The 17016-nt window shown below is 63.0% G+C and carries 10 protein-coding genes; 1 reads left to right on the top strand and 9 read right to left on the bottom strand.

Annotated elements, in window-relative coordinates; translation table 11 throughout:
* Positions 1 to 85 precede the first annotated feature (85 nt).
* Both EAO39_RS07565 and EAO39_RS07560 read right to left on the bottom strand, forming a co-directional pair.
* Complete coding sequence (locus EAO39_RS07565; protein ID WP_120966857.1) at positions 86 to 796, bottom strand: EthD domain-containing protein; 711 nt, start codon at positions 794 to 796, stop codon at positions 86 to 88.
* 22 nt (positions 797 to 818) lie between these two features.
* Positions 819 to 2126: an MFS transporter gene (locus tag EAO39_RS07560; protein WP_120966856.1), complete on the bottom strand. Its 1308-nt coding sequence runs from the start codon at positions 2124 to 2126 to the stop codon at positions 819 to 821.
* A gap of 255 nt (positions 2127 to 2381) precedes the next feature.
* On the opposite strand from EAO39_RS07560, the gene EAO39_RS07555 reads away from it, so the two are divergent.
* Positions 2382 to 4100, top strand: coding sequence for an amidohydrolase family protein (locus tag EAO39_RS07555; RefSeq protein ID WP_120966855.1), 1719 nt, complete (start codon positions 2382 to 2384; stop codon positions 4098 to 4100).
* A 121-nt stretch (positions 4101 to 4221) separates the two neighbouring features.
* On the opposite strand, the gene EAO39_RS07550 is transcribed toward EAO39_RS07555, so the two are convergent.
* The 7 genes from EAO39_RS07550 to EAO39_RS07520 form a co-directional block, all read right to left on the bottom strand.
* A complete protein-coding gene (locus tag EAO39_RS07550) occupies positions 4222 to 5859 on the bottom strand; it encodes an AMP-binding protein (RefSeq protein WP_120966854.1) in 1638 nt (545 codons plus the stop codon).
* A 264-nt stretch (positions 5860 to 6123) separates the two neighbouring features.
* On the bottom strand, positions 6124 to 7485 hold the full coding sequence (locus EAO39_RS07545; RefSeq protein ID WP_120966853.1) for an MFS transporter: 1362 nt from the start codon (positions 7483 to 7485) through the stop codon (positions 6124 to 6126).
* A gap of 106 nt (positions 7486 to 7591) precedes the next feature.
* Positions 7592 to 10003: an acyl-CoA dehydrogenase gene (locus EAO39_RS07540; protein WP_120966852.1), complete on the bottom strand. Its 2412-nt coding sequence runs from the start codon at positions 10001 to 10003 to the stop codon at positions 7592 to 7594.
* A 38-nt stretch (positions 10004 to 10041) separates the two neighbouring features.
* Entirely contained in the window at positions 10042 to 11694 is a 1653-nt protein-coding gene (locus EAO39_RS07535; protein WP_120966851.1) for a GMC family oxidoreductase N-terminal domain-containing protein, read from the bottom strand.
* Positions 11691 to 13403 (bottom strand): GMC family oxidoreductase N-terminal domain-containing protein, encoded by a 1713-nt coding sequence (locus EAO39_RS07530; RefSeq protein WP_120966850.1) that lies wholly within the window; start codon positions 13401 to 13403, stop codon positions 11691 to 11693. The genes EAO39_RS07535 and EAO39_RS07530 overlap by 4 nt, the downstream gene beginning before the upstream one ends.
* 88 nt (positions 13404 to 13491) lie before the next feature.
* Entirely contained in the window at positions 13492 to 15651 is a 2160-nt protein-coding gene (locus tag EAO39_RS07525; RefSeq protein WP_120966849.1) for a 3-hydroxyacyl-CoA dehydrogenase NAD-binding domain-containing protein, read from the bottom strand.
* 17 nt (positions 15652 to 15668) lie between these two features.
* The gene (locus tag EAO39_RS07520; protein ID WP_120970810.1) at positions 15669 to 16874 is read right to left on the bottom strand and encodes an acetyl-CoA C-acetyltransferase; all 1206 of its coding nucleotides are present in this window, start codon (positions 16872 to 16874) and stop codon (positions 15669 to 15671) included.
* Between the last annotated feature and the right edge of the window lie 142 nt (positions 16875 to 17016).

Below are 17016 nucleotides of genomic sequence, written 5' to 3'. Positions count from 1 at the left end.
AAGACCTGACACCAGGTCTGCCCTCAAACAAAACGGCCCATGAATCTCATGGGCCGTTTGTCTTCAAGCACTGCAGAAAGCGATGTCAGGGGCGGCTATGCGTGACTTGGGTCAGCATGAACACGCATTCGCCGAAAGCCGCGCTTTTCACGCCCTCCGCCGCAGCCAAGGCCTGCGCCACATCTTCAAACCACCACTCCACAATGCAGCGATAGCCATAGCCGGCGGGCGGCGGCTCATCCACCAGATTGCACACCACGCGCCGCGCATGCGCCAGGCCACCCGCCAGCCATGCGGCAGGCAGCTCTTCAGGCCCTGCAGCGGTGCGCTGCCATTCATGCTGAAGTTGCAAAAAGCCAATCAGCAGCGTGTCACCCGTCTTCGCCAGCGCCGGCTCCGGCACCTCGCTGAACAAGAGCTGCTCACGGCAAAGCATGGAAAAATTCCGCACATAGTCGGCAAACACGCGGGGTTCATCGGGACGCATCACGGCCAGCGTGTCCGGATCGCTCCAGATGGCCAGACCGGATTCTCTATCTGCCAGAACCATCAGGTTCACGCCGTCATATGCCTGTGTGAACGCGGATGCCTGGGCTTCGAGCACGCGCGAGCACTGGGCCACTGCATGTACGCGCTGAGCCACGTTGCGGCATTGACGGCCCAGGGCCGAATGTTCACGCCAGGCCTGGGGGAAGTCAGCGGCCGCCAGCTCAGGGTTGCGCCTGGCCAGGTAAATCATCTTCCACACTGGCTCGGCCTCCACTGCGGCTTGCGTGATCTGCAAATGGCTGCTCATCACATCACTCATGCTGGATCGCTCACCGCACTGCTGCGGGTTTAAGGCCGACCGATTGCGCCGCGTGATAGGCCCGAGGGTAATGGGACAGCGCCTTGAAAAAAGCCCAGAGGCTGGGCAGCAACATGCACACCATGATGACCATGGCATAGCGCAGGCCTTGGCCATCGGTGACCTCGTTGAGTGCATCACTGAGCCATCCAGCCGCAATCGGCCCTACGCCGTTGCCCAGCAACGCACCGGCCATCAACACCATGGCGCTGGCGGTAGCGCGCCGCTGTGCAGGCACCACCAGGCTGAGAGCGGCATAGGTTGCCGGCCCCCACCAGGGCGTGAAAAAGGAATACAGCAGCATGAAGGCGATGGAAAGCTCGAACATGCTGGAGCTCACCAGCAGATAAGCCAGGCCTAAGATCACGGCCATCACCCCTCCTATGACCGGAATGCGGATCTGCCAGCGCACATCGCGCTGAGCCATGCGATCGGTCAGCCAGCCGGAGAACAGACTGCCCGACACCGACAGCAAGGCCGCCACCGAAGAAATCCAGCCCGCCTGCTTCAAACTCAGGTCGAAACGCCGGGCCAGCAAAGCCACGTTCCAGGCGCCGATAGACAGACCTGCTACCAAAGCGAAAGCAGCACCCATAATCAGATAGCGGGTTACAGGCTCATTCCATATCAGGGCAATAGCGGATTTCTGCTTGCCGTCCGCGCCATGCTGTGCAGCCGCCGTGGCGTGCGTCAGCGTGCGTACGGGCTCGTTCACCGTATAGCGCAGCACCAGGGACAGCAGCACAATGCTGGCCCCCACAATGGCCATGGTCACCCGCCATCCCCACCACTCGGCAAACAGCGGGCCCAGCAGCAGTGCCAGCATGGCACCCATGGCAGCTCCCACGCCGAAAACGCTCATCACCCGCGAACGCTCCGAGGGACCGTACAAATCCGCCAGAATTGACATGGAGGCCGCCCCGCCGCCCGCATCGGCCAGGGCCGCGCCCGAGCGGGAGGCCGTCAGTCCGCCTGCACCCGTGGCCATGGCTCCCGCGGCCGCAATACAGCCGCCCAGCCCCCGGCACCAGGCAATCAAGCGGCGGCGTTCATGCTTGTCCGCCAGCCGCCCCAGCGGCAGGCCCAGAACGCCAAACGCCAGGGCAAAACCCAGGCCGGTGATCAAGCCGATCTGCAGATCGGAAAAGCCGAACTCCAGCTTGATGGGCTGCAGCAGCACGGCCAGGATCTGCCTGTCCATGAAGGTGACGGCCGACAAGGCCGTCAACAAAAGCAGCACGTATTTTCTTGCGCCGTGGTCCACACTGGTATCTGTCATTGTTTTCTTGGTTTCTTGCCCGTGCGGGCGGTGTTGCCCTGCGGATTTCATGCACTGCAGCTGCGAGGTCTCCGGCAGCAGCCCATCACATCCTGGGATGGGGGGCGGTCAGACACATCGTCTCAACGGACGATGTAGCTACCCGGGGTGCAAAACCGCCAAGCCGTCCTAAGCTGATGCCACAGCTGCGGGGCTCACGGCGACCGGCCTGCCCCGCATTCCCAAAAGCAAGCTTTGCGAAGGAGACATCGCGTCATGCAAGAGTTCGACCTGGTCATACGTTCCGGCACCATAGTCAACGGCACGGGCGGGCCGCCGTTCTGCGCCGACATAGGCATTCGCGGCGAGCACATCGCCGCCATAGGCCCGCAGCTGCCGGCCGGCAAGCAGGAGATAGATGCCTCAGGTCTGCTGGTCACACCGGGCTTTGTGGATGTACACACCCACTTTGACGGCCAGGCTACCTGGGACAACCGGCTCTGGCCCAGCTCCCAGCAAGGGGTGACCACGGCGGTCATAGGCAACTGTGGCGTGGGCTTTGCACCCTGCAGGCCGGCAGACCGCGATGTGCTGATCGAGCTGATGGAGGGCGTGGAAGACATACCCGACACCGCCTTGCACGAAGGCCTGCCCTGGAACTGGGAGAGCTTTGCGCAGTATCTGCAATCTCTGGCCGCGCGCAGCTACGACGTGGACATTGCTGCGCTCATACCCCACGGCCCCTTGCGCGTCTATGCCATGGGCCAGCGCGCGGTACGCCGCGAACCGGCCAGCGCACAAGACCTGGCCACCATGCAGCAACTGGTAAGCCAGGGCCTTGCCGCCGGTGCCGTAGGGCTTTCCACCTCGCGCACCATGGCGCACCGTTCCAAGTCGGGTGAGTTCACGCCCATGTACCAGGCGGCCGGCGAGGAGCTGCGCCAGCTGGGGCTGGCACTCAAAGGCCATGCCAACAGCGTGTTCCAGATGATTTCGGACTTTGACCACACCGAAGATGAGTTCGCCATCCTCACCGATGTCTGCCAAAGCACGGGCTGCGCAGGCACGTTGAGCGTCATCCAGTATCCGCACAAGCCCGAACTGCACCGCCAGCTGCTGCAGCTGATAGAGCAAGCCAACCGGCAAGGGCAGACCGTGATGGGCCAGGTGCTCAACCGCCCGGTAGGCGTGCTCATGGGCTTTGACTGCACGCTCAATCCTTTTTCCTGCCGCCCCAGCTATGCAGCCCTGGCCGAGCTCTCGCCCGCGCAGCGCCAGCAGGCCCTGAGCAGGCCCGAAGTGCGCCAGGCCATACTCGGCGAGCAAGATCGGAATCCCCACCTCTTCATGGAGTACTTCGGCCACAACTATGCGGCCATGTATCCCTGGCAGGGCGAGCAGCCTAACTACCTGCCCAAGGCGGAGGAATCGGTACAAGCTCTGGCTGCGGCCCAGGGCGTTCCGCCGCTGCAATGGCTGTATGACTTCATGCTGGGCCAGAACGGCCAGGCCCTGGTTTACCTGCCCATGGCCAACTACCTCAACAACGACTGCTCGGCCCTGCATGAGCTGCTCAAGCATCCGCATACCGTGCCGGCGCTGGGTGACGGCGGTGCCCACGTAGGCACGATCTGCGATGGCAGCGCCACCACCTTTCTTCTCACACAATGGGTGCGCGACAGCCAGCTCTTCAGTATCGAAGATGCCATTCAGCGGCTGACGCAACGCCCGGCCTCACTCTATGGCTTTCATGACCGGGGAACGCTGGAGACAGGCAAGCTGGCCGATCTCAATGTGATCGACCTCCAGGCCTTGAAAATCCAGCCGCCCACCATTGTTAGGGATCTGCCCGCAGGCGGACGCCGTTTTCTGCAAGGCGCAGACGGCTACCGCTACACCATCAAGTCCGGTCAGATCACCTACCAGGATGGGCAGGCCAGCACCGCCCTGCCCGGCCGCCTGCTCAAGCGTAGCGAATTGGGCGCAGCTTCATAGTCAAAACTGGCTGCAGCCCATTCATAGAATTGGGTTGCAGCTATAAAAAAAGGAGGCCTAAGCCTCCTGTAAACCCTTCGTCTGGCGCGACGAGTGGGAAATCTCTATACCTTACCGATGCTCAAGCGGCAGCCATCGTCACGGGCTCATGGGTTTCGGCAAAGCCCTTGGCCCAGCGGTAATCGGCCTTGCCGGCCGGGCTGCGCTTGAGTTCGCCGGCGATGAAGACGGCGCGCGGCAGCTTGTAGCCCGACAGATTGGCGCGGCAGACCTTCTCCATCTCCTGCAGATCGAACGCCTGCCCCGGTTGCAGCTGGATCACGGCCGCCACCTTGCTGCCCCAGCGCTCATCGGCAATCCCCACTACCATCACGTCCTGCACGGCGAGGTAGCGGCGCACGGCCTCTTCCACCTCTTCGGGGTAGACTTTTTCGCCTCCGGTGTTGATGCATTGCGAGCCACGGCCCAGCACCAGATAGTCACCCGAGGCATCGATGCGCGCCTTGTCGCCCGTCAACACCCAGCGGCTGCCCTCGATATTCACAAAGGTCTCGGCGGTCTTCTTGGGATCGCCATAGTAGCCAAGCGGCGTGTGACCACGGCGCGCCAGCGTGCCTTCGGCACCGGGCGTCGTCAGCAGCTTGAGCTCTTCGGAGATCACGCTCAGATCGGGTCGGGGAGCAATGCGCATCAGCCCTTCGCCTTCGGGCGATTTCTCGCCACCGCCCAGCACGCCGGACTCCGAGCTGGCCATGCCGTTGTTGAGCAGTAGATGCGGCATCTGCACCAGCAAACGCTCCTGCAGATGGCGCGAGAACAGCGCGCCGCCGTTGCCGAAGATCATCAGCGACTTGAGCTGCCAGCGGCCGGGGTTGGCCTCCAGTTCCTGGATGATGGGCAAGGCCATGGCATCGCCCACCACGGAGATCACATTGATCTGGTGCCGCTCGATCAGATCCAGCATATGGGCTGCATCGAAATTCTTGCGATCGTTCACATACACGGGATGACCGGAGAACAGGCTGATCAGCGTGGCCCACATGGCTGCACCATGCATGAGGGGGGCCGCTGCCAGATAGGCCAGCGCCGGGGCATTGGGCACCAGGGCCAGCAGTTCCTCGGGCTGCTCTATGGCCGGGCGGCGAAAGTAGTAGCCGCCACCGCCCAGAGCACCCATGAACAAAGCCTTGTGCGGCCACATCACGCCCTTGGGCAGACCGGTGGTGCCGCCGGTGCACAGCATGAAGATATCGTCATCGCTGCGCTCGCCATCCACCAGTTGACTGGAGCCCTGGGCCAGCACGGCTTCAAAGTCCACCATCTTGGCGGGCAGGCCCAGCATCGGCTCTGCCGCGTTGTCGCACACGCGCAGTACTAGGCGCAGCGTGGGCACCTGGGGCAGTACCTCAAGCACCGCAGCGTCGAAGTCTGCGCCATAGACCAGACCGCGCAGATCCAGGCTGTTGAACAGGCCTTGCAGCTCATCGGCCACGTAGCGATAGTTCACGTTGACGGGTACGGCGCCAATCTTGGTGCAGGCAAAAAAAGTCTCCAGATACTCGGCACAGTTGTGGAGCTGAATGCCTACGTTGTCGCCACGCACTATGCCGCGGGCACGCAAGGCATTGCCCAACTGATTGGCTCTCTCGTCAAGCTGGCGAAACGTCAGCTGCTGCGCGCCGCAACCGAACGCAATGCGATCCGGCACCGCCTGCACCACCAACTCAAAAATGTCTGCCAAATTGAAGGTCCGCTTCATTCCTAGGTCTCCATGTTCTTGTGAAATCTTCGCTATCCGCTGCCGCCATATTCAGGTGCCGCAAGCCCCCATTCATCGTCCGCTTGGACGGGGTACAGACCCTCAGTTTTTGCTAGCCCATGCTCTCAGATCGCAGACGCTGTTCCTACAGAAAATTCCCCAAGCCTGGGCGAAAAACACCGGTACAAATGAAAACGGCCAAAGCCCGCATCCGGTGCGGGCCTTGGCCATCGACAGTGGGTTTGGCGAATGCTTAAAGGCGCATCACGCCATGGATTTTTTGGCTTTGAGCTGACTCACATAGGGCTTGAGGCTCAAGGCATAGATCAGCGCACCCAGCAGGTAAAACCCAAGCATGCAGATCAGTGCCCAGCGCAGGGATTCGTTGCCTGCGCGGGCAATGAAAGCATCGCTGAGCAAGCCCACGGCCAGCGGCCCCAAACCGCCTCCCACCGCAGTCAACAACAGGTTGTAGACAGACAATGCCGTCGCCAGCCGCGTGGAGACGATCACATTCGTCAGCGCGGCAAATACCGGTGCCGCCCAGAAGCTGGAGAACACGGCAAAGGCGCCGTAGTAGGCAACGGAGTGTGGAATCTGCAAACCCGCCACCTGCCACTGCGCCGGCGAATCGTTGATATAGAAAAGCAGGCCCAGCGGGATGGAGAGCAAAATCCCCAGCACCGGCATGCCGATCTGCCAGCGCGCATCACGCTTGGCCATCACATCGGTCAACCAGCCGCTCAGCAGCGCGCCCACAATCGCCGCCGGTCCGCCGATAAAGCCCATGATGGCACCGGCATCCTTGAGTTGCAGACCGTGCGAGCGCACCAGAAAGGCGGTGTTCCACATGCCTATCGCGTAGCCGGAAAACGCCATCAGCATGCCCGCCAGCCCCAGGCCCACAAAAGCCTTGTTGCTGCGCAGGGAGAGCATCACTTCCGAGAATTTTTCAACGCCGGCCTGCACCACCGGCCTGGCATCTTGCGCGCCACGCACCGGTTCGCGGCAAGTCAGGCGCAGCATCAGGGCAGCCAGCACTCCGGGCACGGCCAAGGCCAGAAAAGCCGTGCGCCAGCCATAGTTCTGGGCAATCCAGGCCCCCACACCCAGGCCCACCAGAGAGCCCAGATGCGGGCCAAGACTGAACACGCTCATGGCGCGGCTGCGCTGCTCTGGCGGGTAGACATCGGCAATCATGGTGGTCGATGCAGCGGTGCTGCCGGCCTCGCCCACGGCCACGCCCACGCGCGCCGCCGTCAGCGACCAAAAGCCGACGGCCATGCCGCACAGACCCGTGGCAATACTCCAGGCACCGCAGCACCAGGCAATCAGATTGCGGCGATTGGTACGGTCTGCAAAGCGCCCGAATGGCACGGCCAGAATGCTGTAGAACAGCGCAAACGCCAGCCCGGTCAGCAAGCCCATGGCACTGTCGGAGACGCCCATTTCCTTTTTGATAGGCTCGATCAGCACGCCCATGATCTGCCGGTCGATCATGCTCATGGCATAGACGAAGAGCAGCACCAGCAGGAGGTAGTGGCGCCGCCAGCCCTGCACATTGCTGATGGGTTGGGCCTTGGTGGCGGCGGGCTGGGGCATGGATGCCGCTGCAGATGCACTCATGATCTGTCTCCTTGGAGGGCGCGATCTAGTGGGTCGCGCTTGATTGGTAAAGCCGGGGCTGCGGAAATATACGCCGCCGATTCAGCACAGCTGGAAACCGGCACCGCTATGCCACCAGTTCGCAAAACGGCAGATCCTTGTCGGCTTTGGGTTCGGCGGCCAGACCCAGGACGCGCTCGCCAATGCTGTTGAGCACCACTTCGTCGGTGCCGCCGGCAATGCGCATGCCGGCCGAGCCAAACCACAGACGCTCGACGATGTCAAAACGCTCACCGAGTTCACTGGCGGCCAGCACCCCGCGCTCGCCCAGCAAATCCATCGCAAAGTAGCTGAAAGCCTGCAAGGCGCTGGCCGCCACGTTTTTGGCACCGCTCATTTCCGGGCCCGGCTGACGCCCCTTGCTCAAGGCCGTCAGCGCACGGCATTGCAACAGCCACAGCGCCTGCTCCTTGAGGTAGAGATCGGCCCAGCGTTCGCGCAGCCGTCCATCCTTGAGAGCGCTGTCTCCCAGAAAGCGTGCATCGCGCAGCATCCCGCCCATGGTGCGCCACAGGTCGGCAGGCATGACGCCGCCTATGGCCAGGCGCTCCGACATCAAACCGGTCAAGGTCACCCTCCAGCCGCCGCCCAGCTTGCCCACCCGTTGGCTATCGGGCACAAACACGTCTTCGAAGAACACCTCGTTGAACTCCGACTCGCCACCGGCCTGCCGAATAGGGCGCACGCTGATACCCGGCGATTGCATGTCCAGGAAAAACGTGGACAGTCCTTCGAACTTGGAAGCCTGCGGATTGGTGCGCGTCAGCACCAGTCCGAACTGGGCAAACTGCGCCAGCGAAGTCCAGACCTTCTGGCCATTGATGAGCCAGCCTTCTCGCCCGTCCGTGCAGCGCTCGGCGCGGGTGCGCACCATGCCCAGATCGGAGCCCGCACCGGGCTCACTCAGCAACTGGCACCACAGATTCTTGCCGGCCAGGGCTGGAGCCACATGCAGACCCAGCACCTCGGGGCTGGCGTGGGCCATCACCGATGGCAGCACCATGCCGATGCTGACATTGAACATGCCGGTGGGTACCAGAAACTGGCCCTCCTCCTGACGCCAGATCAGCTCCTGCATGGGCGTGCCGCCACGGCCACCCAGGGCCTTGGGCCAGGTAATCGCCCCCAGGCCGGCAGCCGCCTTCTTGCCCTGCCATTCACGGGCGGCGTCCATGCGCTGCTGCGCCGTCATGCCGCGACCAAAGAAGTCATCGGCGCTCAGCTTGGGCTGCGCCTGGGCTTGCAGCCAGGCCCGGCATTCGGCGCGGAAATCGGCTTCCTCGGCCGTATCGTCAAAGTCCATGGACTGGGAGTCTTCGCTACCTGGCTTGGACAGACGATTGACCTTCGGCGCATGGCTCATGCGCTGCTCCAGCGCCTGGGCCAGTTGTTCGCGCCAGGCATGGATGCTGCCCAGCTCTACGGCCTGCTGGCGTGCACGGCGATAAAACAGATGGCAATCAAGCTCCCAGGTGTAGCCCATGCCGCCGTGGGTATGCAGATTCTCCTGCGCCGAATCGGACAGGGCCTGAGTCGCGCTCACCCGCGCGGCCGCCGCTGCCGCAGCCAGCTCGGCAGCTGGCTGCGGCTGGGCCATGTCGGCATCCAGCGCCCAGGCGCCGTAGTAGCAATGGGCGCGGGCCATCTGATTCTGGGTATAGAGATTGGCCAGCTTGTGCTTGATGCCCTGGTAGGAACCAATCGGACGGCCGAAGGCCTTGCGCTCCTTGGCGTAGCTGCTGGCCATCTCCAGTGCCGCATCTGCCGCGCCCAGTTGCTCGAAGGCCTGCAGCACCGCCGCGCGCTTGCGCACGCGTTGCAGCACTTGCAGGCTGTCCAGTTCGCCATCCAGCAGTTCGGCCTTTGTGCTGTTGAATTCCAGCGAAGCAAAAGGCTTGGACGCATCCAGCGTCTTGAGCGCTTTGCGCGCCACGCTCCCATCGATATCGAAGGCCACCAACACCGGCTGGCCCACTGCATTGCGTGCCAGAGCCACGCCCCATTGCGCGGCCAGGCCATCGGCCACCAAGGCGCAGTTGCCCGACAGGCAATGACCGTCAAACTGCGGCAGGCCCTCCAGCGTGAATTCACCATCGGTCGCAGCGGCCAGGCAGCCCACGGCGCCGCCGGAAACCGGCAGCAGCCAGCGCTGGCGCTGAGCCGAGTCGGCCTGGGTGCCCAGCAGCACGGCCTGCACCGCCAGATACATGGTGGAGGACAGGGGCACGGGGCTCAGTTGCCGCCCCACCTCCTCGGCCACCACACACAGTTCCATGGCACCGAGTCCTATACCGCCGCAGTCCTCGGGCAGCATCAGCCCCGTCACGCCCAGTTGCGCCATACCGCTCCAGACACTGCGGGCATAGCAATCCTGCCCTTCCAGCACGGCTCTAGCCTGTGTGAGCGGGGACTCCTTGCTTAGGAATTTGCGTATCTCGTTGCGCAAGCTGTTCTGGTCATCGCTGAAATCAAAATTCATTTTTCTGTCTCCGTTCTGGTGTTCGTCTCTGAAGCCGCTCAGGCCGATACCGGCAAGGCGGGCCGACCCAGGACCAGGTCGGCGCCTTTGGCCCCTATTGCGACTGCGGCCGCATTGGTGTTGCCGCAAATCAGGTTGGGCATCACGGAGGCATCGATCACCCGCAGCCCCTGTACGCCTTTGACTTTCAGATCCGGCGTGCAAACCGCCATCTCATCGTCTGCCGCGCCCATGCGGCAGCTTCCCACCGGGTGGTAGCCCGTGGCCAGCTGTGGCGCGATCCAGTCCAGCCACTGCGCGTCGCTTTGCACATCGGCACCAGGCTGCACCTCCTGCTCCACCAAGGTCGCCAGTGCAGGCTGCTGGCACATATGGCGCAGAAAGCTCAGGGCCTGAATCAGCGTGCGGCGATCGCGCTCGTCATGCAGATAGTTCATCCGAATCGCCGGGTGATCGGCCGCGTCAGGTGTCTTCAGGCGTATGCTGCCGCGCGAGTAGGGGCGCACCTGGTAGGGGGCCAGCGTCATGCCGCCAAAGGCATCGGGCCTCATGGCTGCACCGGTATGCTTGCGGCTGGCCGGGTCCGCACTCATGGGCAGGCCAAACACCTGCACGTCCTGATAGGGCAGCGAGGTATCGGTCTTGAGATACATGCCGAACTCTGCCGGCGGCGTGGTCAGCGGCCCTTGACGGCCCAGACCGTAGCGCAGCAGCGAGCCCAGCATGCGCATGCCGGTAAACGACTGGTTCATGCTCTGATCCGCGCTGCGCAGCTTCCACGACAGCGGCGCCGTGCAGTGATCCTGCAGGTTCTCCCCAACTCCGGGCGCATGGCTTGCCACCGGTATGCCCAGTTGCTGCAACTGCTGCGCCGGGCCTATGCCCGAAACCATGAGCAGCTGCGGCGACTGTATGGCACCGGCGCACAGCAGCACTTCCTTGTTGGCATGGACCAGATGCAGGCCGCCGCGGTGGTCGCGGTACTCCACACCCGTGGCACGCATATCCTCCAGCACGATGCGCTGCACCGTGCAGCGCGACTGCAGCCGGAAATTCCTGCGTGCAAGCGCAGGCTCGATGGCGTTGTGCGCCACCGAAGAGCGCCGACCCTTGCGGATATTGAACTGAAACAGGCCCACGCCTTCGGCCTTGCCGTCGTTGAAATCATGGACACGCGGCAGACCCGCCTGCACGGCGGCCTCCATCAGCGCCCGGGTGGTGGGATGAGGTTGGGGCAGATCGTAGGCCGGCAGCACGCCGCCCTTGCCATGCAGAGCGCTGGCCGGGTGCTGCTGATCTTCGGTGGCCACAAAGTAAGGCAGCATTTCCTTCCAGGACCAGCCCGTGGCGCCGGCTGCGGCCCAGTCGTCGTAATCCTGTCTGTGGCCCCGGATATAAATCATGCCGTTGATGGAGGAGGAGCCCCCCACCAGTTTGCCGCGCGGCATCATCAGGCAGCGCCCGCCGGCATAGGCCTCCGGTTCGGTCTCGTGCATCCATGAATAACGCGGGTTGTAGGTGGTGGCCGCCCAGCCCGCAGGCATGGTGATGAACATGGAGCGGTGCGTGCTGTCACCGGCCTCCAGCAGCAACACGCTGTGCCTGCCATCTTCGGTCAGCCTAGCAGCCAGGGTACCGCCGGCCGAGCCTGCGCCCACGATCACATAGTCATAGCGCGCAACTCCATTCATGCCGCCACTCCCTGCTCGAGGCTCTGCGCCTCCCCGGCCCCGGCCGGGAAAACCGATGAAAATGCCGCCAGCGCAGGCAGGCCCAGCACCAGATCGCCCCCCTTGTCGCCAATCACCACCGATGCCGCATTGGTATTGCCCGAAACCAGATGCGGCATTACCGAAGCATCCAGCACGCGCAGCCCCTTCACGCCCCGCACCTTGAGATCCGGCGTCACCACCGCCATGGCATCGGACTCGCTGCCCATGCGGCAGCTGCCGCAGGCATGGTGACCCGAACCCATGTACATGGAGACCCAGTCCAGCAGCTCATCATCGCGCTGCAGATCGGGGCCAGGGCGGGTCTGCACGTCCACCAAGGCGGCCAGCGCCGGCTGGCGGGCAATATTCATGGCCACGCGCATGCCGTGAAGCAAGGCCTTGCGGTCGCGCTCATCGTGCAGATAGTTCATGCGCACGCTGGCCAGCTCCTGCGGCCTGGCGCTTTTGAGCTTGAGCTCACCACGCGAGAAAGGCCGCACCTGATAGGGCGCCATGGTCATGCCGGGAAAGGCTTCGGTGCGATAGTCCTTGCCATCGCGCATATAGGCCTCGATATCCCCCGTCACCGGCAGACCGTGCAGCTGAATATCGTTGTACGGCAGGGAGGGATCGCTGCTGAACCATGCAGCAAACTCGGCGGCGGGCATGGCCATGGCTCCTTGCCGGGTCAGCAGATATTTGAGTACCGATGCGCCTATGCCCAGGCCACGCAAGGACTTGTTGAGGCTGGGCGTGTCCGACTTCATACGCCAGGACATGGGAACAATGGCGTGATCCTGCAAATTGGCGCCCACGCCAGGCAGGTCTATCTGCACCTCAATCCCCATCTCGCGCAGATGCGCTGCCGGGCCTATGCCGGAGAGCATCAACAGCTGAGGCGACTGCAGAGCGCCGGCGCATAGCAGCACCTCCCTGGCCGCACGCGCGCTATGGCTGCCGCCCGAGCTGTCCTGCCAGTGCACCGTGCGAGCGCATTGCTCTTGCAGCCCTATGCGCGTGACAAGCACCTGCATCAGCACCTTGAGGTTCTTGCGCTGCATTGCCGGCTCTATGGCGTTGCGGGCAATGGATGAGCGCTGCCCATCTTTCAGATTGACCTGAAACAGACCCGCCCCATCGGGATGACCGTTGTTGAAGTCTGCGCAGGCAGGCATACCCGCCTGAACCGCAGCCTTGACCATGGCCAGCGATACTGGATGCGGAGAATGCAGATTATTGGCCGTCAGCGGCCCGCCGCGCCCATGCCAGGGGCGGGTGAAGACCTCTTCGTTGCGCTGCTGCCCCTCGGTACGTGTGAAGTAAGGCAGAAGCTCATCATGGCTCCAGCCCTTGGCCCCCATGGCTGACCAGCTATCAAAATCGCTTTGATCGCCGCGCACATACACCATGCCATTGATGGAGGATGAGCCACCAAGGCGCTTGCCACGCGGCAGGCTGATGCAGCGGTTGGCCGCGTATTTTTCAGGCTCGGTTTCGTGGCCCCATGAATACTTGGGGCTGTTGACCATCTGCCCCCAGCCCGATGGCATGCTGACCAGCAAATCCTTGTGGCTTGCTCCTCCCTCCAGCAGCAGCACCTTGTGTTGCCCGCTTTCGGTCAATCTGGCCGCCAGCGTTCCGCCCGCCGAACCCGCGCCAATGATGATGTAGTCAAAGACTTCGCTCATATGTCTTGTCTCCGTTGGTGTTTTTGTACGGATGAGGATGTCTGAATCGGAGGATGACGCATACGCCATCCCCCTGGGCGCACGGGCTTCAGGCTCTGGCGGTCTTGCCGTAGAAAGTCTGGCCGTTGGCAGCCATATCGCGCAGCAGCTGCGGCGGACGCAGTTGTTCGCCAAACAGATCGGCCAGCCTGTCGGCTTCGGCCACGAACCGGGGCAGGCCCACGCCATCGATAAAGCAGAACGGCCCACCGGTATAGGCCGGGAATCCCACACCCAGAATCGACCCGATGTCGCCATCTGCCGGGGCCAGCAAAACGCCCTCTTCCATGGCGCGCGCGCCCTCTACTGCCTGCACATACAGAATGCGCTGTTTGAGGTCATGGGCCAGGGGCTGCGACTCCTTGAGCGGATAGTGCTGGGCCAGGCCGGACCAGAGGCGCTTGCCGCTGTCGTCGTAGTCGTAAAAGCCTTTGCCGGCCTTGCGCCCCAGACGACCCTGTTCAAACAGCTTGTTGATCACGGGCACCGAGCGCCCAGGTTTGTATTCGGCAGCAAACTCCCTGGCCTGGGCCTCACCGGCATGCTTGGACAGGTCGATCGACAGCTCGTCGGTTATGGCCAGCGGCCCCACGGGCATGCCCGCATGCTTGGCGCAGTTCTCGATCAATGCCGGGGCAATGCCTTCGGCCACCATACCTATGGCATCGTCGACAAAAGCGCCTATGAAGCGGCTGGTGAAAAAGCCGCGCTTGTCGTTGACGACAATGGGTGTCTTCTTGAGCTGGGCCACGAAATCCAGTGCCCGGGCCAGCGCCACATCTGAGGTCTGCTTGCCGCGAATCACTTCCACCAGCGGCATCTTGTCGGCAGGCGAGAAGAAGTGCAGGCCAATAAAGCGCTCGGGGCGGCTGCTGGCCTGCGCCAGCAGGCTGATGGGCAAAGCCGAGGTATTGCTGGCCAGCACGCAGTCCGGCGCCAGCACCGCGTCCAGTCGGCGTGTCACATCGGCCTTGACGGCACGGTCTTCGAATACGGCTTCAACCACCATATCGGCATCACGCAGCAGTTCGTAATCGGTGGACGGAGTGATGCGCGCCAGGATGGCATCGGCTTTTTCGCGGCTTTGGCGGCCCTTGTCCACCAGCTTGGTCAGCGCTTTTTCCGAGTAAGCCTTGCCTTTGTCGGCAGCCGCCTGATCACGATCTATCAACACCACCTCGATACCGCGCTGGGCCGCCACCAGGGCAATGCCTGCGCCCATCATGCCCGCACCAATCAGACCCAGCTTGCGGCATTTGAAAGTCTCTATGCCAGCGGGGCGGTGCATGCCTTTTTCCGCCTTGGCCTTGTTGACAAACAGGGTACGAATCATGCCGCGCGCCACCGGATCGCGTGACAGCATGGCCAGGTACTTGCTCTCCACACGCAAGCCCTTGTCTATGGGCAGCTGGCAGCCTTCGTACAGGCAGCTCTGTATGGCCAGCGGCGCCGGCAGATTGTGAAAAGTCTTGGCCTGCAGCAAGGTGTTGCCGACCACAAAGCCGGGAGCCACGCGCGGATCCAGCGGGCCGCCGCCAGGAATGCGAAAGCCTTTCACATCCCAGGGCTGTACCGCCGTGTCGTGGGCCAGCAGCCATTGGCGGGCAGCAGCCATCAGCTGATCCGGCGCCACCACTTCGTCGACCAGACCGGCCTCCTTGGCCTTGACGGCCTGCAGCTGCTTGCCTTCCAGGAGAAAAGGCATGGACGCCTGAATGCCGATCATGCGCGGCAGGCGCTGCGTTCCGCCGGCTCCGGCCAGCAAGCCCACTTGCACCTCGGGCAAGCCGACCAGCACGCCAGGTGCATCCGCCGCAATGCGGTGGTGGCAGGCCAGACAGATTTCGTAGCCGCCCCCCAAGGCCATGCCGTTGATGGCCGCGACCATGGGCTTGCCAAAGCTCTCCAGCTGGCGCAGCAGCTGGGACAGGGAAGCGCAGGAAGTCAGCAGCTCGGCTACGGACATCTCGGCCATGGCATCGATATTGCTTTCCATGGACAGCAGATCGGCACCGGCCACAAAGCTGTCCTTGCCCGAAGTGATGATGCCGCCGCGCACGCTGGCGTCACTCTTCATGCGCTCGATACAGGCGGACAGCTCGTTCATGAAGGCCTGGTCGATCACGTTCATGGTCTTGCCGGGATAGTCCAGCGTCAGCGTGGCGATGCCCTGGGCATCGACTTCATAACGAATAATGTGGTGATTCATGACTGTACTTTCCCGTTTCAAACGCGCTCGATGATCATGGCCGAGCCCATGCCGGCGGCCACACACAGACTGATCAGAGCCGTCTGCTTGCCCGTGCGCTCCAGCTCGTCGAGCACGGTGCCCAAAATCATGGCGCCGGTAGCACCCAGCGGATGGCCCATGGCAATGGCGCCGCCGTTCACATTCATGCGTTCGTGGGGGATATTGAGTTCCTCCATCATGGTCAGCACCACAGTGGCAAACGCTTCGTTGAGCTCCCACAGATCGATGTCGCTGGCCTGCATGCGGGCGCGTTGCAGCGCCTTGCGTGCCGCGTGGCTGGGGCCATCCAGCATCAGCGTGGGCTCCGAGCCGATGCTGGCAAAGGAGCGAATGCGGGCACGGGCCTTGAGGCCTTGCTGCGCCCCGGCCTGGGCAGAACCCAGCAACACGGCGGCCGCCCCGTCCACGATGCCGGAGCTATTGCCCGCATGGTGAACGTGCTCGATTTTTTCCACCTGCGGATAGCGCTGCAAAGCCACGCTGTCGTAGCCGTATTTCTGGCCCATTTCGGTGAACGCGGGCTTGAGCGTAGCCAGCGTGTCCGCCGAAGTCTCGGCGCGAATGGTTTCATCGCGCTCCAACAACGTGAGACCCAGAAAGTCCTTGACGGGAACCACCGAACGATCAAAGCGCCCCTCGGCCCAGGCCAACGCTGCGCGGCTGTGGCTTTGGGCCGAATACGCATCCAGATCGCGGCGGCTGTGACCGCGCAGCGAGGCCAGCAGATCGGCCGAAATGCCTTGCATCACAAAATGCGTCTTGCTGGCCAGCTGCGGGTCTTGCGCCCAGGCCCCGCCATCCGAGCCCATGGGCACGCGAGACATCATCTCCACGCCCGCGCCAATGGTCATATCGGCCTGGCCTGCCATTACCTTGGCGGCAGCAAAACTCACGGCCTCCAGGCCCGAGCCACAGTAGCGGTTGAGCTGAACGCCGGCCACGCTCTGTGCATAGTCGGCTTGCAGCACGGCCATGCGGCCCACGTTGCCGCCCTGCTCCCCCACCGGGACCACACAGCCCATGATCACATCATCGACGGCCGAGGTATCGAGCTGGTTGCGCTCGCGCAGGGCCAACAGCGGCTGGGCCGCCAGCCAAACCGGCGTGACCTCGTGCAAAGCGCCATCCGGCTTGCCCTTGCCCCGCGGCGTTCGAACATGGTCAAAAATCAAAGCATCCATCAACATCCACCTCACTGAATCGACTGGTTATTTCTTGTTTTTCAGATTGCCATACGCATTGGGCTGCAACCTACCTGATTCAGACTAAGCACAGACTATGAGTGAAACCCGGGGTCAAGCTCTACACAATGGCGTCACGAGC

The organism is Comamonas sp. lk (assembly GCF_900564145.1).
Classification (GTDB): domain Bacteria; phylum Pseudomonadota; class Gammaproteobacteria; order Burkholderiales; family Burkholderiaceae_C; genus Comamonas.
Note: the sequence above shows the minus strand (reverse complement) of the source record. Positions and strands in the feature narration are given on the sequence as shown.